The sequence below is a fragment of the Chloroflexota bacterium genome (genome assembly GCA_038040195.1).
In the GTDB taxonomy this organism is placed as follows: domain Bacteria; phylum Chloroflexota; class Limnocylindria; order QHBO01; family QHBO01; genus DASTEQ01.
On record JBBPIR010000001.1, the window covers coordinates 573,613 to 594,290 of the forward strand.

General features: G+C 67.6%; 18 protein-coding genes. 7 read left to right on the top strand and 11 right to left on the bottom strand.

All coding sequences use genetic code 11. From position 1 onward, the window contains the following. Positions 1 to 6: 6 nt before the first annotated feature. The 10 genes from ftsE to AABM41_02940 form a co-directional block, all read right to left on the bottom strand. Positions 7 to 756: a cell division ATP-binding protein FtsE gene (gene ftsE / locus AABM41_02895; protein ID MEK6191254.1), complete on the bottom strand. Its 750-nt coding sequence runs from the start codon at positions 754 to 756 to the stop codon at positions 7 to 9. After that, a protein-coding gene (gene prfB / locus AABM41_02900) for a peptide chain release factor 2 (protein MEK6191255.1) occupies positions 753 to 1,875 on the bottom strand; the annotation gives its coding sequence in 2 pieces (ribosomal slippage) (positions 753 to 1,808 and positions 1,810 to 1,875; 1,122 coding nt in all). The genes ftsE and prfB overlap by 4 nt, the downstream gene beginning before the upstream one ends. 412 nt (positions 1,876 to 2,287) lie before the next feature. Then, positions 2,288 to 5,155: a preprotein translocase subunit SecA gene (gene secA / locus AABM41_02905; protein MEK6191256.1), complete on the bottom strand. Its 2,868-nt coding sequence runs from the start codon at positions 5,153 to 5,155 to the stop codon at positions 2,288 to 2,290. 168 nt (positions 5,156 to 5,323) lie between these two features. Further along, positions 5,324 to 6,214: an LLM class flavin-dependent oxidoreductase gene (locus AABM41_02910; GenBank protein ID MEK6191257.1), complete on the bottom strand. Its 891-nt coding sequence runs from the start codon at positions 6,212 to 6,214 to the stop codon at positions 5,324 to 5,326. A gap of 80 nt (positions 6,215 to 6,294) precedes the next feature. After that, positions 6,295 to 7,308, bottom strand: a complete 1,014-nt coding sequence (locus AABM41_02915; protein ID MEK6191258.1) for a ribose-phosphate pyrophosphokinase — start codon at positions 7,306 to 7,308, stop codon at positions 6,295 to 6,297. A 55-nt stretch (positions 7,309 to 7,363) separates the two neighbouring features. Beyond that, the gene (gene gyrA, locus AABM41_02920) at positions 7,364 to 9,871 is read right to left on the bottom strand and encodes a DNA gyrase subunit A (GenBank protein MEK6191259.1); all 2,508 of its coding nucleotides are present in this window, start codon (positions 9,869 to 9,871) and stop codon (positions 7,364 to 7,366) included. Between the two features lie 70 nt (positions 9,872 to 9,941). After that, positions 9,942 to 10,181, bottom strand: a complete 240-nt coding sequence (locus AABM41_02925; protein ID MEK6191260.1) for a DUF4287 domain-containing protein — start codon at positions 10,179 to 10,181, stop codon at positions 9,942 to 9,944. An 11-nt stretch (positions 10,182 to 10,192) separates the two neighbouring features. Continuing rightward, entirely contained in the window at positions 10,193 to 12,160 is a 1,968-nt protein-coding gene (gyrB, locus tag AABM41_02930; protein MEK6191261.1) for a DNA topoisomerase (ATP-hydrolyzing) subunit B, read from the bottom strand. Continuing rightward, on the bottom strand, positions 12,157 to 13,065 hold the full coding sequence (locus AABM41_02935) for a ParB/RepB/Spo0J family partition protein (protein ID MEK6191262.1): 909 nt from the start codon (positions 13,063 to 13,065) through the stop codon (positions 12,157 to 12,159). The genes gyrB and AABM41_02935 overlap by 4 nt, the downstream gene beginning before the upstream one ends. Further along, on the bottom strand, positions 13,058 to 13,816 hold the full coding sequence (locus tag AABM41_02940) for a ParA family protein (protein ID MEK6191263.1): 759 nt from the start codon (positions 13,814 to 13,816) through the stop codon (positions 13,058 to 13,060). The genes AABM41_02935 and AABM41_02940 overlap by 8 nt, the downstream gene beginning before the upstream one ends. Positions 13,817 to 14,131: 315 nt before the next feature. Between AABM41_02940 and AABM41_02945 the strand changes: the two genes are divergently transcribed. The 3 genes from AABM41_02945 to AABM41_02955 are packed head-to-tail and all read left to right on the top strand — an operon-like array spanning position 14,132 to position 17,576. After that, positions 14,132 to 14,521, top strand: coding sequence for a hypothetical protein (locus AABM41_02945; protein MEK6191264.1), 390 nt, complete (start codon positions 14,132 to 14,134; stop codon positions 14,519 to 14,521). 2 nt (positions 14,522 to 14,523) lie between these two features. Next, a complete protein-coding gene (gene mrdA, locus AABM41_02950) occupies positions 14,524 to 16,437 on the top strand; it encodes a penicillin-binding protein 2 (GenBank protein ID MEK6191265.1) in 1,914 nt (637 codons plus the stop codon). Between the two features lie 2 nt (positions 16,438 to 16,439). Next, positions 16,440 to 17,576: an FtsW/RodA/SpoVE family cell cycle protein gene (locus tag AABM41_02955; protein MEK6191266.1), complete on the top strand. Its 1,137-nt coding sequence runs from the start codon at positions 16,440 to 16,442 to the stop codon at positions 17,574 to 17,576. A gap of 16 nt (positions 17,577 to 17,592) precedes the next feature. On the opposite strand, the gene AABM41_02960 is transcribed toward AABM41_02955, so the two are convergent. Further along, on the bottom strand, positions 17,593 to 18,765 hold the full coding sequence (locus AABM41_02960; GenBank protein ID MEK6191267.1) for an AI-2E family transporter: 1,173 nt from the start codon (positions 18,763 to 18,765) through the stop codon (positions 17,593 to 17,595). Positions 18,766 to 18,825: 60 nt separating this feature from the next. On the opposite strand from AABM41_02960, the gene AABM41_02965 reads away from it, so the two are divergent. From AABM41_02965 to rpmE, 4 genes are all read left to right on the top strand, one after another. Continuing rightward, complete coding sequence (locus tag AABM41_02965; GenBank protein ID MEK6191268.1) at positions 18,826 to 19,536, top strand: DUF2344 domain-containing protein; 711 nt, start codon at positions 18,826 to 18,828, stop codon at positions 19,534 to 19,536. A 97-nt stretch (positions 19,537 to 19,633) separates the two neighbouring features. Further along, a complete protein-coding gene (gene rplU / locus AABM41_02970) occupies positions 19,634 to 20,131 on the top strand; it encodes a 50S ribosomal protein L21 (GenBank protein MEK6191269.1) in 498 nt (165 codons plus the stop codon). Between the two features lie 2 nt (positions 20,132 to 20,133). Further along, positions 20,134 to 20,394, top strand: a complete 261-nt coding sequence (rpmA, locus tag AABM41_02975; protein ID MEK6191270.1) for a 50S ribosomal protein L27 — start codon at positions 20,134 to 20,136, stop codon at positions 20,392 to 20,394. A 3-nt stretch (positions 20,395 to 20,397) separates the two neighbouring features. Next, complete coding sequence (gene rpmE / locus AABM41_02980; protein MEK6191271.1) at positions 20,398 to 20,604, top strand: 50S ribosomal protein L31; 207 nt, start codon at positions 20,398 to 20,400, stop codon at positions 20,602 to 20,604. The last annotated feature ends 74 nt before the right edge of the window (positions 20,605 to 20,678 follow it).

Consider the following 20,678-nt stretch of genomic DNA (forward strand, 5'->3'; position numbering starts at 1 on the left):
GGCATCCTACCCGCGACGGTAGGTGGCGCCCAGCTCATCGCGGACCATCCGGCCCTGCTCGAGCGCGACGACACGGCGTCGGAGCGCGGTCACGATCTCCTGGTTGTGCGTGGCCACCACGAGGGTGGTGCCCAGCGCATTGATCTCCAGCAGGAGCTGCATGATCTCCCAGCCGGTGACCGGATCGAGGTTGCCGGTCGGCTCATCCGCGATGAGGATGGCCGGGTCGTGGACGAGGGCGCGGGCGATGGCCGCCCGTTGCTGCTCGCCGCCGGAGAGCTGGGCCGGCAGCTGCTGCGCCTGGTCCTCGAGCCCGACGAGGGCCAACAGGCGCGGCACGCGGCGCCGGATCTCGGCCAGCGGGGCCCCGGTGACCTCCAGGGCGAACGCCACGTTCTCGCGCACCGTCTTGTTGGGGAGCAACCGGAAGTCCTGGAACACGACGCCGATCCGACGCCGCAGGCGGTGCACCTGGCTCCGGCTGACGCGGGCCAGGTCGCGGCCCGCGAGGTAGACGCGGCCGGTCGTGGCCACCTGCTCCCGGATGAGGAGCCGAATGAGGGTCGACTTGCCGGCCCCGGATGGTCCGACCAGGAAGATGAAGTCGCCGCGCCGGATTTCGAGGTCGACGTTGATCAGCGCCTCCTTGCCGTTGGGATAGGTGACGGTGACGTCCACCAGCCGGATGAGCGGCTCATCGCCGATCAGCGGGGCGGCCCCCGGCCGCGCATCGGTCAGCAGTCGCGCCTCGGTCATGCCGCACTGTCCCCGTTGGCGCCGATCTGCGATCGCAGATAGCCGTCGATGAACGGATCGAGGTCCCCGTCCAGGACGGCGGTCGGGTTCGAGGTCTCGACCCCGGTCCGCAGATCCTTGACCATGGTGTAGGGCTGGAGGACGTAGCTGCGGATCTGGTTCCCCCATCCCGGCTCTATGTGCTGGCCGCGGAGACGGGCCATCTCCGCCTCGCGCTCCTCCTCGGCTCGCTCGACGAGCTTGGCGCGCAGCACCGCCATCGCCCGCTCTCGGTTCTGCATCTGGCTGCGCTCGTTCTGACAGGTGACCACGATGCCGGTCGGAATATGCGTGATGCGTACCGCCGAATCGGTCTTGTTGACGTGTTGCCCACCCGCCCCGCTGGACCGATAGGTGTCGACTCGCAGATCCTCGTCGCGGATCTCGACCTCGGCATCGGGGGGAACCTCGGGCATGACCTCCACCAGGGCGAACGACGTGTGGCGGCGGTTCTGGGAGTCGAAGGGGCTGATCCGGACCAAGCGATGGACGCCCCGCTCACTCCGCAGGCGACCGTACGCCCAGCGCCCGTCAATGCTGGCCGTCACGCTCTTCAGACCCGCCTCCTCGCCTTCGCTCTGGTCCAGAATCTCGGTCCGATAGCGCTGGCGCTCGGCCCAGCGCAGGTACATCCGGAGCAGCATCTCGGCCCAGTCCTGGCTCTCGGTGCCGCCCGCCCCGGCATAGATCGAGACGATGGCCGGTCGCTCGTCGTAGGCACCGCTCAGCAGGAGCCGCTGCTCGGCGGCCGTCCAGCTCGACCGCAGCGCCTCGAGGTCCTTTTCCATGTCGGCCTGCAGGGCGGCGTCAGTCTCGGCGTCGGCAGCGGCAAGCTCGGCCAGCTCCGCCAGCCCGGTCGCGCGCTGGCTCAGGTCGCTCCAGAAGCCGATCTCCGCGCGGAGCTCGTCGGCGCGGCGCAGCACGGACTGGGCCTTTGCCGGGTCATCCCACAGGTTGGGGTCTGCCGATCGAGCGGTCAGCTCCTCAAGCTCGGATTGCCGCGCAGGCAAGTCAAAGCCGCACCGCCGTGTCGGCCACGAGGCGCGCCAGGCGCTGCGCCTCGCTCCTAATTTCGTCCAAGGTCCGAAACCAGGGTCAGCTCGACGTCCGCCAGGCGGCCCGATCGGGATCGGAGCTTCGCCGGGTTGACGCACGGGCAGTAGGACTGACGCGGGCAGGCCCCACAGTTGCCGTCACAGCCGAGCGTGGCCGCGTAGCTGCAGCGCATGCAATCACGCTCGCACTGGATGAGGTCCTCGTACGGGACCGATGGGTCCCGGAATCGGGTGACGAGGGGGAGAGGGGGAGCCGACGGAGGGGGAGCCGAAGCGGGGAGATCAGAGATCTGAATGGGAGCCTCGCCCGCCAGTTGCTTCACACGCTCCTCCACCCACGTAGGCGCGCCGCTCCGAGGACCGACGAACCGTAGAGGCCCCCATCGTACCCGCAGCCGCTCAGCCTGTCACCCCCCAAAATTCGGGCGCCGCCCTGTTCAGGCCCCGTGGCAGCGCTTGTATTTCTTGCCCGAGCCGCAGTAGCACGGGTCGTTGCGGCCGATCTTGGTGGCGGCTCGAACGGGCTGCCGGCTCCCGGCCGCGGATCCCGCCGCCGCCGCGACAGCTGCCGCGGCTCCCGCCGACGCGGCCCCGGATCCATTCACGTCCGGCCGGCTCTCCACTAGACGGGCAGCGGGCGCCGTCGCCGGCTGACGGAGGACCGTGACCCGAAAGATCGTGCGTGCCACGTCGCGGCGGATCATCACCTTGAGCTCGTCGAACATACGGAACGCTTCGACCTTGAACTCGTTGAGCGGGTCGCGCTGGCTGTACGCCCGCAGCCCGATTCCGCGCCGCATGTCGTCCACCGCAGTCAGGTGCTCCACCCACAGCCCGTCGATCACCCGCACCAGGACGATCCGTTCCAGGCTGGCCATGGTCTGCTCCCCCAACTCGTCACGCTTCCGCTGGTAGTGCGCGTCAGCCAGGGCCACCAGCTCGTCGGCGAGGGAATCGGCGTCCCGGGCCTGGTCGATGACCTCCAGCTCCGCGGCGGTCAGGGTCGGAATCATGCCGCTCAGCAGCGCGCGCAGCCCGTCTCGGTTCCACTCGGTTTGGGCATCGGCCGTCGCCTCCGCCACCATGGACCGGACTTCGGCATCGACCAGGGACAGGACCGTCCCGGACAGGTCGGTCGTCCCCAGGACGTGATCGCGTTCGGCGTAGATCGTCTCGCGCTGGCGGTTGATGACGTCGTCGTACTGAACGACGTGCTTGCGCAGGTCGAAGTTGTACCCCTCAACCCGGGTCTGGGCGCCCTCGATGGTTCGGCTCACGATTCCGGACTCGAGCGCCATGTCGTCGCTGAACCCCACTGTCTTCATGAGGCCCTGGACGCGATCGCTGGCGAAGCGCCGCATGAGGTCGTCTTCCAGCGACAGGTAGAAGCGGCTGCTGCCCGGGTCACCCTGGCGACCGGACCGCCCCCGGAGCTGGTTGTCGATGCGCCGCGCCTCGTGGCGCTCGGTGCCCACGATGTGCAGCCCGCCGGCGGCCAATACCCGCTCGCGGTCCTGGGCGCAGGTGCGCTCGGCCTCGGCCTGGGCGGCCGCAATGTCGTCAGCCGAGGCTTCCAGGATGCTCGTTCCGCGCTGGTGCAGCAGGTCGGCGGCCAGCATGTCAGGGTTCCCGCCCAGCAGGATGTCGACGCCGCGGCCGGCCATGTTGGTGGCGATGGTCACCGCACCGCTGCGACCCGCCTGCGCGACGATCTCCGCCTCGCGCTCGTGCAATTTCGCGTTCAGGACGTTGTGCTTGATTCCCCGTCGCTTCAGCAGCTCCGACAGCATCTCGCTGACCTCGACGCTGATGGTGCCCACCAGGACCGGCCGACCCTTCTCGTGCTCCTCGACGATTTCTTCGATCACCGAATCCCACTTGCCCCTCTGGCTGGCGTACACCAGGTCCGCGAAGTCGTCGCGGATCATGGGCAGATGGGTCGGGATCACCACGACCTCGAGGCCATAGATCTTGTTGAACTCCTCGGCCTCGGTTTCGGCCGTGCCCGTCATGCCGGCCAGCTTCCGGTACATCCGGAAGTAGTTCTGGAACGTGATCGTGGCCAGGGTCCGTGACTCGCTCTGGATGCGGACGCCCTCTTTGGCTTCCACCGCCTGGTGCAGCCCCTCGCTCCAGCGCCGCCCGGGCATGAGTCGACCGGTGAACTCGTCGACGATCACGACCTCGCCGTCCTTGACGACGTAGTCGCGGTCGCGCTTGTACAGAGCCTCCGCCTTGAGGGCCTGCTCCAGGTGGCGCGCCATGCTGAAGTCGTCGTCGAACAGGTTTGCGACGCCGAGCATGCGCTCCATCTTCTCGGTCCCCGCCTCGGTGATCGCCACCTGCCGGAACTTCTCGTCGACCAGGTAGTCGTCCTCCGCCTTGAGTCGGGGCACCAGGCGCGCGAACTGGACGTATCGGTCGGTGGATTGCTCGGCCTGGCCGCTGATGATCAACGGGGTCCTGGCCTCGTCGATGAGGATGTTGTCCACCTCGTCCACGATGCCGAAGAAATGGCCGCGCTGGACGCGAAGTCCGAGATCGGTGACCAGGTTGTCGCGCAGGAAGTCGAACCCGAACTCGTTGTTCGTCCCGTAGGTCACGTCTGCGGCATACGCCTCGCGTCGGGTGACCGGCCGCAGGTCCCGCAACCGCTCATCGGTGGCCGGGTAGTCCGGGTCGAACACGTAGGCAGCCTCATGCTGGATGGACCCGACCTCCATCCCCAGCCGATGGAAGACGGCCCCGATCCACTGCGCGTCGCGCTTGGCGAGATAGTCGTTGACGGTGACCACGTGCACGCCCTGTCCGGCCAGGGCGTTCAGGTATGCGGCCAGCGGCGCGACGAAGGTCTTGCCCTCGCCAGTCCGCATCTCGGCGATCGTGCCGTGGTGCAGGACGATGCCGCCCAGCAGCTGGACGTCGTAATGGCGCTTGCCGAGGGCGCGCTGCATGGCCTCGCGCACGGCGGCGAAGGCTTCCGGCAAGATCCCGTCCAGCGCCGCGTTGATCTGCGCCATTTCCCGCTCGCGCTCCTCGCGTCGGCGCTCCAGGCGCCGAGCCGGGTCGCCCCCTACCAGCTCGGAATCGTCGTCCGAAGTCTCGGCCCGCGCTTCGGCCGGCAGGATCAAGTCGCCGAGCTGCTCGGCCAGCCGCTCGCGGTACAGCGCCGTCCGTCCCCGGAGTTCGTCGTCGCTGAGGGCGCGGTATTCGGGCTCGAGCGCGTTGGCGCGCTCGACGAGGGGTTCCAGGCGGCGGACCTCACGCTCGTTGGAGTCCATCACCCGGGAGAACAGTTTCAACATGGATCTGCGCCGAGTATATCGGCCTCTCCGGAGTGCCCCACAGGCGGCCTCAGGGCACGTCCTCGTCCACGGTCCGTCCGGCGGCCTTCAGGACCCTGAGGGCGTTGAGCGCCAGCATGGGGCTCGCGACTTCCCGAACCCGGTCCACCACCTCGGGCGTGATGCGGGCTAGGCCTCCAGCATGGGCTTGACTTCGCCGATCCAGCGTTCGAGCGTCTCCACGTCGTGGGGCGCCGCCAGTTCGGCGATGAACGTGTCGAACCCCAGCTCGCGGTACTCGCGCATCCGCTCGGCGATCTGCTCGGCGGTTCCGATCCAGAAGGTCTCGTCGTTGCGCACCTCGGCCATCGGTGTGCGGTTGAGCGCCATATGGGCTTCCCACACGCGACGGGCTTCCACCTCCGTGTCGCGGATGAGCGGCTTGCATCCGACCGTCATCTCGATGTCCGCGATGTCACGCCCCACCGCCGCGCAATGCTCGTGCAGGACCTCCACCTTGTGCCGCAGAACCTCGGCGCTGCCCATCGCGTTCCACATGTTGGCGTAGGTCGCCACGGTGCGGAGAGTCTTCTTCTCACCCGACCCGCCGATCATGATCGGCAGGCGCGCCTGCAGAGGAAGCGGGTGTTGACGGAGCTCCCGGAACCGGTAGCGGCCATTGTCGGGGCTGGTGGCTGCGCCGCCGTCGAGCACGGTTCGAATGGCTCCGACAGCCTCGTGCAGCCAGTCGAGCCGCTGGCCGAAGCCTGTTCCGAACTCGATCCCGTGAGCCACGTGCTCGTGCTCGAACCAGGCGCCGCCCAGCCCAAGGATGGCGCGCCCGTCGCTGATGTGGTCGAGCGTGGTAGCGAGCTTGGCCACCAGGCCCGGGTTGCGGAAGGTATTGGCGCCCACGAGGAGTCCCAGACGGACCCGCCGGGTGACCTTTGCCCAGGCCGCCAGCGTCATCCACCCTTCGTAGATCGGCTGGTCGGGATCGCCGAAGATGGCATGCAGGTGGTCCCACGCCCACAGGTGTTGGTAGCCGAGTTCCTCCACCCGGCGTGCGGTCGACTCCATGGACGGCCAGTCCGTGGCCTGTCCCCAGGGGAGAATCCCTAAGCGGACTTCGCCCACTCGCTCAACCCCCGCCCATCCGCTCAGACCGCCTCGGCTTCCTCGTCCTGGTCGTGGGCGCCCCAGAAGGTCATCTCCTCGACCAGCTCGACCTCGGACGAGAAGAGGGCCCCTACGCTCTCGCCGCGATGAATGCGCCGGATAGCCTCCCCGAACAGCGGCGCCACCGACAGGACCGTGATGCGGTCCGGGTTGGCACCATCCAGCAGCGGAATGGTGTCGGTCACGATGACCTCGCGCAGGGCCGAGGACTCGATGCGCTCGAGTGCCGTGCCCGAGAACACGCCGTGGGTCGCGCACGAGTACACATCGCGCGCCCCTGCGCTGATCAGAGCGTTGACCGTCTCGATCAGCGAGCCGGCGGTGTTGATCTCGTCGTCGATGACTACCGCGGTCTTCCCGCTCACTTCACCGATGACGTTCTTCAGCTCCGCCTTATCGTCGTTCCCCAGCCGCCGTTTTTCGACGATGGCCAGCGGCGCGTTGAGCTTCTCGGCGAAATTCCGCGCCTTCTTGGCAAAGCCCAGCTCGCTGACCACCACCAGGTCTTCGAGCCCCAGGCCGGTGACGTACTTGGCCAGCATGTCGACGGCGGTCAGCTCGTCGACCGGGATCGAGAAGAAACCCTGGATCTGGCCCTGGTGGAGGTCCATGGTCAGGACGCGGTCGGCGCCGGCCACGGTGAGCATGTCCGCAATCAGGCGCGCCGTGATCGGCACGCGGGGCTGGTCCTTTTTGTCGGACCGGCCGTACGAGTAGTAGGGCATGACCGCGGTGATCCGGCCTGCGCTGGCCCGCTTATAGGCGTCGATCATGATCAGGAGCTCCATGATCGAGTGGTTCACCGGTCGGCAGGTGGGCTGGATCAGGAACACATCCTGTTCGCGGACGTTCTCCAGGATGCGGACAAAGATGTTCTCGTTCGCGAACTGGAAGACATCGGCCTCCCCCATCCGCGTGCCCAGGTAGCGGCAGATGTCTTCCGCCAGTGGCCGGTTGGCGTTGCCCGAGTAGATGCTGAACTCGTCGGCGTACAACGGCTCGCTCCGTGCTCGTTGCCGGATCGGACCCCGGCCGGCCGATTCTACCGCCTCATTCCTCGCCTTCGGACTCCTCGGGTAGCCCTTCGTCCACGAATACGGCAATAGAGATGATCCGATCGCCCTCCGCCGGCCTCATGACCGTCACCCCGCGCGAGGCGCGCCGGTAGCTGTTCACGCTCACAACCTGGGTGCGCAGCATGGTGCCCTCCTGGGTGATCAGCATCACTTCTTCATCATCCTGCCCCACCAGGCGGACGGCAGCCACCGCGCCCGTTTCCTTGTTGAGGGCGTTGGCGATCACCCCGCCGGTGGCGCGGTGCTTGACCGGGAAGTCGCTGACGATGGTCCGCTTGCCATACCCCTGCTCGGTGACCACCAACAGCTGCTGGCCCGGATCGCGAATGACCTGCATGCCGATGACCTCGTCTTTGGCCTTGAGCCGGAGGCCCGTGACGCCCATCGTGTCGCGGCCCATGGCGCGCACCTCCCGTTCGGCGAAGCGCGCGGCCTGGCCATTGCGGGTGGCGATGAGGATGTCGTTCCCGCCGTCCGAGAGGTCCACCCAGCGCAGCTCGTCACCGTCCACGAGGTTGATCGCGATCAGCCCGTTGGCCTTGATCTTGGCGTACTCGGCGAGCGAGGTCTTCTTGATCTTCCCCTTGCGAGTAGCCATGACCAGGTAGTGATCCGGCTCGAAGCGCGGCAGCGAGATGATCGCGCTCACGTACTCTCCGCTGTCGACCTGGACCCCGGGCAGGTTGATGATCGGAAGGCCCTTCGCGTGGCGGCTGGCCTCAGGCAGAGCGTGCACCTTGGTGATGAACACGCGCCCGCGGTTGGTGAAGAACAGGATGTTGTCATGAGTGTTGGCCACGACCAGGTGGCTGACGGCGTCCTCCTCACGCGTGATCATCGCCAGCTTGCCCTTGCCTCCACGCCGCTGCGAGCGGAAGGTGCGGATCTGCTGGCGCTTGATGTAGCCGCGCTGCGACAGCGTCACGACAACGTCCTCCGCTGCCACCAGGTCCTCGGCCGAGAGCTCGCGACTCGCGTCATCCCAGATCCGGGTTCGCCGTTCCTCGCCGTACTTCCGCCGCAGCTCGCCCAGCTCGTCCTTGATGGCCTGCAGGATCTTCCGTGGGTTGGCCAGCAGGTCCTCCAGTTCGGCGATCAGGCGGATGACCTCTTCGTACTCGTCCTCGATCTTCTTGCGCTCCAGGGCGGCCAGACGGCGCAGCTGCATCTCGAGGATCGCGTTGGCCTGCGCCTCGCTCAGCGAGAACTTGGCGATCAGGGCTTCGCGGGCAGCATCCGCATCGGCTGACTTGCGAATGGTGGAGATCACCTCGTCCAGATGGTCGAGCGCGATCTTCAGGCCCTCTAGGATGTGCGCCCGCTCGCGGGCGCGGTTCAGGTCGAATTCGGTCCTCCGACGGATGACCTCGCGCCGATAGGCGATGTAGTGCTCGAGCAGCCGCTTGAGGCCCAGGGTCTGGGGCTGGCCGTCGACGAGGGCCAGCATGTTGGTCGAGAAGCTCGACTCGAGCGCCGTGTGCTTGAACAATTGGGACATCACGGTGTGCGGTGACCCGTCGCGCTTGACCTCCACCACGATCCTCATGCCGTCGCGGTCGGATTCGTCGCGAATGTCGCTGACATCGGTGATTCTCTTGGCTCCGACCAGCTCGGCCATCTTCTCGATCAGCGTCGTCTTGTTGACCTGGTACGGAAGCTCGGTGACGACCACCGCCATGCGCCCCGGGCGGACCTCCTCCAGAGCGACCTGGCCGCGCATCATGACCCGTCCCCGCCCCGTGGCGTACATGTGCCGAATGGCGTCGATGCGCTCCTTCTCCCCCGCGATCGAGCGCTGGTCGGAGAAGCGGAACACGGTCCCGCCGGTTGGAAAGTCGGGTCCGGTCACAATCTCGCACAGGTCGTCCACAGTCGACTCCGGCTCGTCGATCAGCTTCTCCACCGCCCGGCAGATCTCACCCAGGTTGTGGGGCGGAATGTTCGTGGCCATGCCGACCGCAATCCCGGACGAGCCGTTCACGAGCAGGTTCGGCAAGCGCGCGGGAAGCACGGTTGGCTCCTGGAGGCGGCCGTCGAAGTTGTCCATGAAATCGACGGTGCCCTTCTCGATGTCGGACAGCATCTCGTCGCTGATGGCCGCCAGCCGCGCCTCGGTGTACCGATACGCCGCAGCCGGATCCCCATCGATGGAACCGAAGTTGCCCTGGCCATCCACGAGCGGGTAGCGCAGGCTGAAGTCCTGGGCCAGGCGCACCAAGGCGTCATAGAGGGCTACATCGCCATGGGGATGGAACTTGGCCAGCGCCTCGCCGACTACGCCGGCGCACTTGCGGTATGCCGATGTCGACCGCAGCCCCATCTCGTGCATCGTGAACAGGATCCGCCGATGGACCGGCTTCAGGCCGTCCCGGACATCGGGGAGAGCGCGGGCCACGATGACCGACATCGCGTAATCGATGTACGCCGAACGCATCTCGTCTTCGATTGAGACGTTGCGCACCGCGCCCATGCGGTTGTCCATCAAGCACGCCCCCCTTGTCGCGTCTGTCGCGTATGTCGCGTATGTCGCGTCAGGATCGGACGGTCAGGGCTCACCAGCTGGCCTCTTCGTCCCAGAAGTCGTCGCCGTACGCGTCGCGGCTGCCACGCAGGCAGTGGTCGGCGATCGCGAGGGCGTAGGCGTGCGCCACCGCATGGCCGTCGCGCAGGAAATTCACGGCCTCGCGCCGATCACCAATGCCGTTGGCTTCCAGCAAAGCGCACCAATCCTCGAGCGCGCGCCCGGTCTTGGCCTCGACCTGACGAATATCGGCGATGTGACGGGGTGGCATCGATCTCCCTCTCAGATGTCGAGGTTGCGCACCTTGCGCGCTTCGCTGCGGATGAAATCGCGTCGTGGCTCCACCCGCTCACCCATGAGCGTGCTGAACGTCTCATCCGCGTCCGCGGCGTCGCGGACGTTCACCTGCAGCAGGGTTCGCGTCTCAGGATTCATCGTCGTATCCCAGAGCTGGTCAGGGTTCATCTCGCCCAGGCCCTTGAAGCGCTGAACGGTGACGTTCCGGCCCTTGCCGTCCCGCGACAGCTCCCGGACCGCGGCCTCGCGCCCGCGGTCGTCACTGGCGTATCGCGTTTGCTTGCCCGTGCTCACCCGGTACAGCGGCGGCTGGCACAGGTACAGGTACCCGTTCTCGATCACCAGCGGCATGTGCCGGTAGAAGAAAGTCAGCAGCAGGGTCGTGATATGGGCTCCGTCGACGTCGGCGTCGGACAGGAGGCAGATGCGGTGGTAGCGGAGCTTGGCGATATCGAACTGATCGCCGATCCCGGCACCAAGCGCAATGATCAGTGGCCTAACGTTTTCGCTGGAGAGCACTTTGTCGAGACGCGCTTTCTCGACGTTGAGGAGCTTTCCACGCAGCGGGAGGACGGCCTGGTTTTGGCGATTCCGGCCCTGTTTGGCGGAGCCGCCCGCCGAGTCCCCCTCCACGATGTACAGCTCGCTGAGCGCCGGGTCCCGTTCCTGGCAGTCCGCCAGCTTCCCGGGCAGCGCCATCCCGTCCAGCGCGCCCTTGCGGATGACGAGGTCGCGCGCCTTGCGGGCCGCTTCTCGGGCGCGGGCCGCGGTCAGGCACTTCTCGAGGATCCGGCGCCCATCGGCAGGGTTCTCGTCGAGGTGCTGCATGATGCCGTCCGACACCACGGTTTGGACGATGCCCTTGATATCGGCGTTGCCCAGCTTGGCTTTGGTCTGGCCCTCGAACTGCGGGTCGGTGAGCTTGACGCTGATGACCGCCGTCAGACCCTCGCGCACGTCGTCCCCGCTGAGGTTGGTGTCCTTCTCGGACAGGACACCGGCGCGGCGGGCCCACTCGTTGAGCGAGCTGGTCAGGGCGGCTCGGAAACCGGTGACGTGGGTGCCGCCGTCGACGGTGTGGATGTTGTTGGCGAACGGCAGCACCGTCTCGGCAAAACCGTCGTTGTACTGGAGCGCGACCTCGACGCTGGTGCCCTGCACGACCCGCTCCATGAAGATGGGGTGCTGGTGCAGTGGGGCGCGGTGGCGGTTCAGGTGACGTACGAAGGAGGTCACGCCGCCCTGGAACAGGTAGTTCTTTTCGCGACCGACCCGCTCATCCAGCAGTCGGATCCAGATCCCCTTGTTGAGATAGGCCGATTCCCGCAACCGGGTCGCAATCGTCTCCCAGTTGAAGTCGAGGTCCTCGAAGATCTCGGGGTCCGGCAGGACCCAGGTTCGCGTGCCGTGGTGTCGGGCCCAGTCGAGGCCACGGTTGGCCTCGGCCTCTCCACCGACCTGGCGGACGGGCTTCAACGGCGCGCCGCGACGATATTCCTGAACGTAGCGCTTGCCGTCCCGGAGCACCTCGACTCGCATTTCGGCTGCGAGGGCGTTCACCACGCTCACGCCCACGCCGTGAAGTCCACCGGAGACCTTGTAGCCGCCACCGCCAAACTTCGCCCCGGCATGCAGGACGGTCATGATCACTTCGAGGGCGCTCTTGCCGGTGGCGTGCCGGTCGACCGGGATCCCCCGCCCGTCGTCCACGACCTCCAGGTGACCGTCGGCGCCGATCGTGACGTCGATCCGCGTCGCCATGTTGGCCATGGCCTCGTCGATGCTGTTGTCCACGACCTCCCATACGAGCTGGTGGAGGCCACGGGCATCGGTGGAGCCGATGTACATGCCGGGGCGCTTGCGGACCGCCTGTAGGCCCTCCAGGACCTGGATATCGGCAGCCGTGTACGCGGCCGAGGCGCGGGCTCGCCGGCGGCTGGGTTGGGCCGTCATACCGAAGCGTTCTCCGAGCCGATGCGCATCGGGTCGGTGTCGTCGGTCTCCGGCGCGGTGCGGACAATCCACGCGAACAGGCGGGTCAGCTCCTCGTCCGAGGCAAAGTCGATGCTGATCCGCCCTCCCCGGCGCGTCCGCGTGATCGCGACGCGGGTGGCGAGGATCTCGCGGAGGTGGCTCTCGAGCTCCTGCAGGTCCCCTCGCACCGCGACCGTTTCATCGCCAGGTCCATGGCGGCGCCGGCGCCGGACCAGCTCCTCGGTCTGGCGCACGGAAAGGTGTCGCTCGAGCACGATCTGGAGCGCCGCGACCTGGAGCTCGGACACCGTCAACCCCGCCAGGGCGCGGGCATGCCCCTCGCTGACCTGGCCCTCCAGAAGCGCTTCCTGGGTCTCGGGAGCCAGATCCAGCAGGCGCAGCGCGTTGCTGACAGAAGCCCGAGACCGGCCAATACGGCCGGCCACTGCATCGTGCGCCAGCCCGAAGCGCTCGATCAGGATCCGGAAGCCCATGGCCTGCTCGATGGGGTTGAGATCGGTCCGCTGGAGGTTTTCGATCAGCGCAAGTTCGATCATCTGCTCCTCGCTGGGATCGCGGATCACGGCGGGCACCTGTGTCAGACCGGCCTGGCGCGCAGCCCGTACGCGACGTTCGCCGGCAATGAGCTGGTAATCGCCGTTGGCCAGGCCGCGGACGACGACCGGCTGCAGCACGCCGTGAGTGGAGATGGAGGCGGCCAGGGCGTCCTGGTCGCGGCCCTCGAACCGGGCGCGCGGCTGGTGCGGATTGGCCACGATCCGGTCCAGGGGAATCTGCCGTGCATCACCCCCACCATCGGGCGGTGCGATCAAGGCATCCAGACCTCGACCCAGCCCGAACGCGCGAGGCGGTGAGTCAGCCACGAGCGGCCACCTCAGCGGCCAGTGCCTGGTATGCAAAGGCACCACGTGAGCTGGGGTCGTACAGGGCGATCGGCAGTCCGTGGCTCGGGGCCTCGCTGAGCCGCACGCTGCGAGGCACGACGGTGTCGTACACCGTGCCGTTCAGGTGGCGCCGCACCTCATCAGCCACCTGGGCCGACAGACGCGTCCGGCGATCGAACATCGTGATCACGACTCCCTCGATCTCCAGTCGCGGGTTCAGCGACCCACGGACAAGGCGGATGGTGTTCACCAGGTTTCCAAGACCCTCCATCGCGTAATACTCCGCCTGGATCGGGATGAGCACGCCATCCGCGGCGGTCAACGCATTGACTGTCAGCAGACCAAGTGACGGCGGGCAGTCCACCAGCACGCGGTCATATCGTTCGTCCACCTCGGCCAGGCTGGCCGCAAGCCGATGCTCACGGGCCGGAATCCCTACCAGCTCGATCTCGGCTCCGGCAAGCATTGGTGTGGCCGGCACCAAGTCGAGGCCTGGGATCGCCGTGGGCCTCGCGATCTCGGAGATGGCGACCCGATCAATGAGCGCGTCATAGATCGTGCCCGGCGCCCGTCGGTCGGCTCCCAGCCCCGTCGAGGCGTTGCCCTGGGGATCCAGATCGATTACGAGCGTTCGCGTGCCGGAGAGGGCCAGATATGCCGCGAGGTTGATGACGGTGGTCGTCTTACCGACGCCGCCCTTCTGGTTGGTACAGGCCGTGACCCTAGCCACGAGCACTCCGCTGCGAATTCCGTCGGGCACGCTCAATTGTATCAGTTTGGGCCCTTTTCGACCGGTTACCGCCGACTCAATGTTTCACGTGAAACACGGCTTTCGAGCACGTTTGCAGGCCCTGGAGGCCGGATCGGAAGCTGTCCGGAGCCTATACTTGGACACAGCCGCCCCCGAGTCGCAGCGACCCGCGAGAACCGTCCGATCAACGCCATCAGCGCGCTTCTGGCCTTCATCACCGGCGTGTTCCACGCCAGTCTGGCTCCGGCGCTGGCCGTGGGTGATCTGAGACCGAATCTCATGCTCGCGTCAGTCGTGACCGTCACGGCCCTGCTCGGGCTGGGTACTGGGGCCGTGTGGGCATTCGTGGGCGGGTTGACCGTGAACCTGCTCACCACCGATCCGCTGGGCAGCGTGCCGCTTGGTTTGCTCCTGGTCGCCGGCTTGTTGCCGATCGCCTCCGGTCTGGTCGGTCGTTCAGGCGCCCTCTTGGCGCTGATCGGCGGCGTCATTGGCAGCCTGCTGGTGGATTTGGTGGGGCTCATCGTGCTGGTCCTTGTCGGCGGCGCCCCGCTGCCCCAACCAGCGTCTGTGCCAGGCCTCCTGCTGCCTACCGCGGCGCTGAATGGATTGCTGACGGCGCTGGCATTCGTGGCTGCGCGCGCGACCCTGTCCCGCTTCGGCTTCGAGCCGTCGCCAATCTGACGGTGGGCACGCAGTTCGAGCACCCGGATCTGCAGCGATCCGGTCCCCGGTTCATCGCATTCGGGGTCATCGGGTTGCTCCTGTTCACCGTGCTGGCGGGCCGGCTCTTCCAGCTCCAGGTAATCGAAGGGAGGGCCCGCGCCGAGCAGGCGGAGGCCGCGCGGACCGTGGACGTGGCGATTCCGTCCCAGCGCGGGCTGGTCCTTGATCGCGAGGGGCGACCGCTGGTCATCAACGTGCCGACCTGGACGGTGGCGGTTCGGCCCGCAGATCTGCCTGCAGCACGACAGGACGGGGTCCTGCGCCGAGTAGCGGAGCTCGTGGGGCTCCCCGCCAGTGAGCTGTCGGCACGGCTGGACGCCTTCGCGGGGTCGCCCTTCGACCTGGTGCCGCTGGCGACCGACATCGACCGCGCCGCGGCGCTGGTGCTTGCCGAGAAGAGCGAGTCATTGCCCGGCATCGAGCTCCAGGTCGTGGCCAGGCGCCAATACCTCAACGAGCTCGGCAATCCGGACGGCACGCTCCTTTCCCATATCGTCGGCTACACCGGTCCGGTCAACGCCGATGAGCTTGAGCACCTTGCGGAGGCGGGCTATCTGCACGACGACCCCATCGGGCGGACGGGGATCGAGGCCGCATTCGAGTCCGAACTGCGAGGCGAGTACGGATCCGCGCGCTGGGAGCGCGACGTATCGGGCCGGCTGGTGAAGGTCGTGGAGGAGACCCGGGACCCGACGGCCGGACGGAACCTGGTGCTGACGATCGACGCGCGGCTCCAGCGGATGGCCACCGAGTCACTCCTGTGGGGCATGCGGGAGGCCAACGTCAGCCAGGGGGTCACGATCGTAATGAACCCCCAGACCGGCGAGATCTTGGCGATGGTGTCGCTGCCGGCCTACGACAACAACGCGTTCGCCGGCGGCATCCCCGACGAGCTCTACCAGGCGTACCTGACCGATCCCAACCTGCCGCTCCGCAACCATGCCATCAGCGACATCTACCCACCTGGATCCACATTCAAGCTGGTGACCGGTCTGGCCGCCCTGCAGGAAGGGGTCACCACCTCGGCCCGCCGGTGGCAGACCTACGGGTGCTACCAGATCCCCGGCGCTCCGGCCGGTGACTGTCTGTACGACTGGAACCGGCGTGGATTCGGCCCCCTGAACATGGTCGAGGCGTTCGCGATCAGCTCCGACACGTTCTTCTACCAGATGGCCGTCCACCTGGGCGTAGACCGGCTGGCGAAATGGGCCTATGAGCTGGGCTTCGGCGCACCCACCGAGATCGATCTCCCAAATGAGGCAAGCGGGATCATCGCGTCCACCGAGTGGGCTCACACCCAGGGTCGTACGGGCGTGTACACCGGGGAGCTGGCCCAGGCCGGGATCGGGCAGAACGTCATTGCGGTCACCCCGCTCCAGCTGCTGAACGCGTATGCCGCGCTGGCCAACGGCGGGCACCTGATGCGACCCCAGATCGTGCTCGGTGAAGCCGACGCCGACGGCAACCTGGTGGATCGGTACGAGCCCGAGGTCCTGCACGAGGTGGCGGCCGACCCCGACAACCTGAGCCTGATGCGCATTGGCGCCCGGGAGGTCATCACCACCGGTCACGCGTACAACATCAGCGATCTGCGCCTGCCCGGCGCGCTGTCGGGCAAGACGGGCACGGCGGAATTCGGCCTCCCCGATGCCGAGGGCGTGCTGCCGTTTCACTCGTGGTTCGTGGCCTGGCTGCCCTCGACCCCCGGCGCGACCGATTCGCCGCTGGCGGTCATCACGTTCACATATCGGGCCACCGTCATCGGGAACGTGTCGACCGAAGTGGTGAAGTACTTCCTCCAGCAGTACTTCGGCCTCGACCAGGATCTCCGGCTGGACCCGGTGACCCTGCGGCAACTCTCGGGAGGCAACTGAGCGTGGGCGTCGCGGTCACCACCTTCGAGGTCGCCCCAACCGCTCGCTGGCGCGACTTTGACTGGCAGTTGACTCTGTACGTGGTCCTGCTGCTGGGCTTTGGCGTCATCCTCGGCGTGTCCGCCGGCTGGAACGACGGCCCGTCGCCACCCGGGGTCATCCCGCAACCGGTGAAGACCGTCATCTGGAGTGGGATCGGCTTTGCCGTGCTGGCGGTCGCCGCATCGGTGGACTACCACTGGCTGCGGACGTTCGCCCTGCCGATCTACCTCATCACCCTGGGCCTGCTGGTGCTGAACCTGCTGGCCGGGAACGAGGTGTTCGGCGCCCAGCTGTCGGTGACCATCGGCGGGCTTGACTTCCAGTTCTCCGAGATCGGCAAGGTGCTCATGGTGGTCGTCCTTGCGGCGTTCCTGGCGGGCCGCGGCCAGGGCATCGGGCGGCTCTCGACGATCATCGGGGCCGCACTATTGACGGTGCTTCCGACCGCCCTCGTCCTGCGCCAACCCGACCTGGGCACCGCGCTCGTGTTCGTGGCCATCCTCGGCGGCATGCTGTTCATCAGCGGCGCCAGCATCGGGTGGATGGCCCTGCTGGGCGGTATCACGATCGCCCTGACACCCATCGTGCTCAACGCCCTTGCCGACTACCAGCTGTCGCGCCTGACGTGCTTCCTCGATCCGGCGTTGGACCCGCAGGGGGCGTGCTACCAGCTCGTCCAGGCGCTCAATGCGGTCGGGTCCGGCGGATGGCTGGGACAGGGGCTGACGGCTGGCCACGCCAACCAGCTGGGGTTCCTGCCGGTCCAGACCACGGACTTCATCTTTACGATCGTGGCCGAGGAGCTGGGGTTGGTGGGCGGCCTCATCCTGCTGGCGCTTTTCGGCCTGCTTCTGTGGCGGATCACGATCATCGGCTGGCGAGCGCGCGACGGTCTGGGCCGACTGGTAGCCATGGGCCTGGCGACCATGCTGCTGTTCCAGGTCGTGGTCAACATCGGCATGGTCATCGGGTTGCTGCCGGTGACCGGCATCCCGTTGCCGTTGATCACGTACGGCGGCTCGTCGACGGTCTCTATCCTGTTCGGGATGGGGATCCTCCAATCCGTTCGGATGCACACCCGGACCGAAACCTTCTAAGGGGCGGCCGAGCCAGTCAGGCAGCCTCGGCTTCGGGGGGCGGGGTCGGCGGCGGGGTCGGGGGTGCGGTCGGGGGTGACGGACCGGATCTGGAGTGGCCGGCGAAGGCACGCGCGTCATCCGGCGCTCCACCCTCCAGCCGCCGGAAGGCGTACCGATACAGGTCGCGGCCGAGGGCGACGACGGGGGCGGCCAGGATGGCGCCCCACAGCCCGAACAACGAGGCGCCCACGATCAGCGACAGGATGACGACCGCCGGATGGAGGTCGACGGCGCCGCCCATGACCTTTGGGACCAGCAGGTGGTTCTCGAGCTGCTGGACGACGGTGTACAGGGCGACCGCCGCCAGCGCCGCCCCGGGCGAGATGGATGCGCCGATGAGGACCGCCGGGACGGCCGCGATGATGGGACCGATGATCGGGACCAGCTCGAGGACGCCGGCCACCAGTGCCAACAGCACCGCGAAGTCGGCGAACTCCCGGAAGCCGATAGCGGAAAGGACCAGCAAGCCGACCAGGGTGGCGACGAAGATCACGGCGCCCAGCAGGAGCTGACCCCGGATCCAGCGACCGATCATGCTGGTGGTCAATCCCATGGCGTGACTCGCGTCCGGGCGCCAGCCGGAGGGCAGCAGGCCCAGGATGCCATCCGGCAGACGCTCGCGATCCTTGAGGACGTACAGGAGCCAAACCGGAACCACGACCAACCCGAATACGAATCCCGCGGCGCGCGCAATCAGGCTCAGGAGCGGCCCGACGATGGCCTCCAGCAGAGCCACGACGGCCTGCTGCCCGCTCCCGATGATCGAGTCCAGCGCGTCGCGGATGGGTTCGGGCAGCGGAAGGCCGGTTAGCCATTCCATGATTGCCTGCTCCCATTCCACGAACTGGGCGGCGAGGGTTGGGAGCTGCTCCAGGAACCGGCGGAGCTGATCGAAAAGCGGCGGGAGGAGGAGTAATCCCAGCCCGATGACGGCCGCCACCACCGCCACGTAGACCAGGAGGATGCCAGCCACGCGAGGGATGCCGCGACGCTGGAGTGCGGTCACCGGCGGATCGAGCAGGAAGGCCAGAGCGATGGCAATCGCGAATACGGGGAGCGCCGAGCGCGCCAGCCACAGGGCGAGCGCCAGCAGCAGGATCGCGAACGTGACGAACAGTTCCAGGCGGTGGCGGGCGACGAACCCCATGCGCCGGCATCCTAGCCGAGCGGGGAACGTGGGTGCCAGGAGCGCTACCATCGTCGGGCCATGAGCCCTCAGGAAACCGCCCCGCGCCAGCGCTGGCAGATCTTGTTCTCTCGGGCCGAGCCCGCGCTCCGGCTGCGCCAGCAGGACATCCTGGCCGAGTTCCAGCGCGTCCTGACCGAGGCCGCGCTCCCCCTCTCCCGGACCGCCGCCGCGCGTCCCCGGCCACGCCTGCGGCTAGCGGCCAGCGCGCCGGCGGGGGTGGAGCTGCGCGGGGATATCGTGGAGGTCTGGTTCGACGAGCTCGTCCCCCAGGAGCGGGTGCTCGCGGCGGGGGAGGGCCTGACCGACGGTCTGGCGATGATCGACGCCCGCGAGGCGTGGCACGGGTTTCCCTCGGCCGCGTCCCAGGTTCGGGGCGGCGAGTACGAGGTCGAAGTCAGCACGCCCGAGGGCGTGACCGCGGACGATCTACGGTCCGCCGTGGTCCGACTCCTGGCTGCGACCAGCCTGCCCGGTCAGCGCCGGCGAGGGGAGAGCGAACGCCGTTCGGACGCGGCCGAACGGGATCTCCGGCCCTACGTCGAAGACCTGGAGGTAATTGAGGTCGACGAGGCCGCCCGAACGGCACGCCTCCGGATGCAGCTGCGCCTCGATCCGAGCGGAGCGGGTCGGCCGCGGGACGTCGTGGACGCCCTGGGTCTGGGGCTGGCCACCACCCGGACCATCCGGCACCGGCTCCTGTTCGTTGACACTCCTCCGGTCGCCCGATAGACTCGCAGGTCCGCGTGAGGCGCCTTCTCGGTGTCCGTCCGTGCGCGTTTCGCGAACTGATCGCGAGCGCTGATCCCCCATCCAACGGAGAACGAGCATGTACGCCGTGGTCGACAACGGCGGAAAGCAATATCGGGTCGAGCCGGGGCGCACCCTGGTCATCGACCGTCTCGACGCCGAGGCGGGAGCCACGGTGACGTTCGACCGCGTGCTGCTTGTCGGTGACGAGGACGGCGTCACGGTTGGCACCCCGACCGTGAGCGGGGCAACGGTGCGCGGCACCGTGCTCGAGCACGGCCGCGGTCCGAAGATCATCGTCTTCCGCTTCCGGCCCAAGGCTCATTACCGGCGGCGCACCGGTCATCGGTCGGAGTTGACCCGGGTCCGGATCGACGAGATCGCGACCGCTGCGACAGCGGCCAAGGCCGCGTCCAAGGCGGCGCCGACGGCCAAAGTGGCGGCCACGCCCAAGACGACGGCCAAGCTCGCGCCCAAGACGACGGCCAAGCTCGCGCCCAAGTCGGCGGCCCGGCGCAAGGCGGCGGCACCACGGAAGGCAGCGGCCTCGCGCAAGACGAAATCGGAGACAGAGTAGGCATGGCACACAAGAAAGCTGGATCCTCATCCAAGAACGGGCGCGACAGCGCCGGCCAGCGGCTCGGCGTAAAGCGTGGCGACGGGCAGCAGATCCTCGCCGGGACGATCATCGTTCGGCAGCGGGGCAGCACGTTCCATCCGGGGCCCAACGTCGGCATGGGGCGCGACTACACCCTGTTCGCCACTGCCCATGGACGGGTTCGCTTCACCCATGAGACGCGCGACCGCAAGCTGGTCAGCGTGGTCGAAGCCGAGGGCTGACCGATGAAGACCGGCGTTCATCCGCAGTACCATCAGGCTGAGGTCCACTGCGCTTGCGGGACCACCTTCACGGTCGGGTCGACCGCCGAGTCGATCCGGGTCGAGGTCTGTTCGAATTGCCATCCGTTCTACACCGGCACGCAGAACATCGTCGACACCGCGGGCCAGGTAGAGCGGTTCCAGCGGCGGATGGAGCGCGCCTCCCGCTGACCCGGTCGGGGCAACCGACCGCCGGCCGCCTCTCGCGGCTCGTCCCCCACCTGGCCTTCCTGATCCCCGAGCAG

Excerpts from the sequence above, each read along its gene's own strand:
- ftsE (MEK6191254.1), bottom strand. The coding sequence starts at position 756 with ATGACCGAGGCGCGACTGCTGACCGATGCGCGGCCGGGGGCCGCCCCG.
- secA (MEK6191256.1), bottom strand. The coding sequence starts at position 5,155 with ATGTTGAAACTGTTCTCCCGGGTGATGGACTCCAACGAGCGTGAGGTC.
- AABM41_02910 (MEK6191257.1), bottom strand. The coding sequence starts at position 6,214 with ATGGAGTCGACCGCACGCCGGGTGGAGGAACTCGGCTACCAACACCTG.
- gyrA (MEK6191259.1), bottom strand. The coding sequence starts at position 9,871 with ATGGACAACCGCATGGGCGCGGTGCGCAACGTCTCAATCGAAGACGAG.
- AABM41_02925 (MEK6191260.1), bottom strand. The coding sequence starts at position 10,181 with ATGCCACCCCGTCACATCGCCGATATTCGTCAGGTCGAGGCCAAGACC.
- gyrB (MEK6191261.1), bottom strand. The coding sequence starts at position 12,160 with ATGACGGCCCAACCCAGCCGCCGGCGAGCCCGCGCCTCGGCCGCGTAC.
- AABM41_02960 (MEK6191267.1), bottom strand. The coding sequence starts at position 18,765 with ATGGGGTTCGTCGCCCGCCACCGCCTGGAACTGTTCGTCACGTTCGCG.
- AABM41_02965 (MEK6191268.1), top strand. The coding sequence starts at position 18,826 with ATGAGCCCTCAGGAAACCGCCCCGCGCCAGCGCTGGCAGATCTTGTTC.
- rplU (MEK6191269.1), top strand. The coding sequence starts at position 19,634 with ATGTACGCCGTGGTCGACAACGGCGGAAAGCAATATCGGGTCGAGCCG.
- rpmA (MEK6191270.1), top strand. The coding sequence starts at position 20,134 with ATGGCACACAAGAAAGCTGGATCCTCATCCAAGAACGGGCGCGACAGC.
- rpmE (MEK6191271.1), top strand. The coding sequence starts at position 20,398 with ATGAAGACCGGCGTTCATCCGCAGTACCATCAGGCTGAGGTCCACTGC.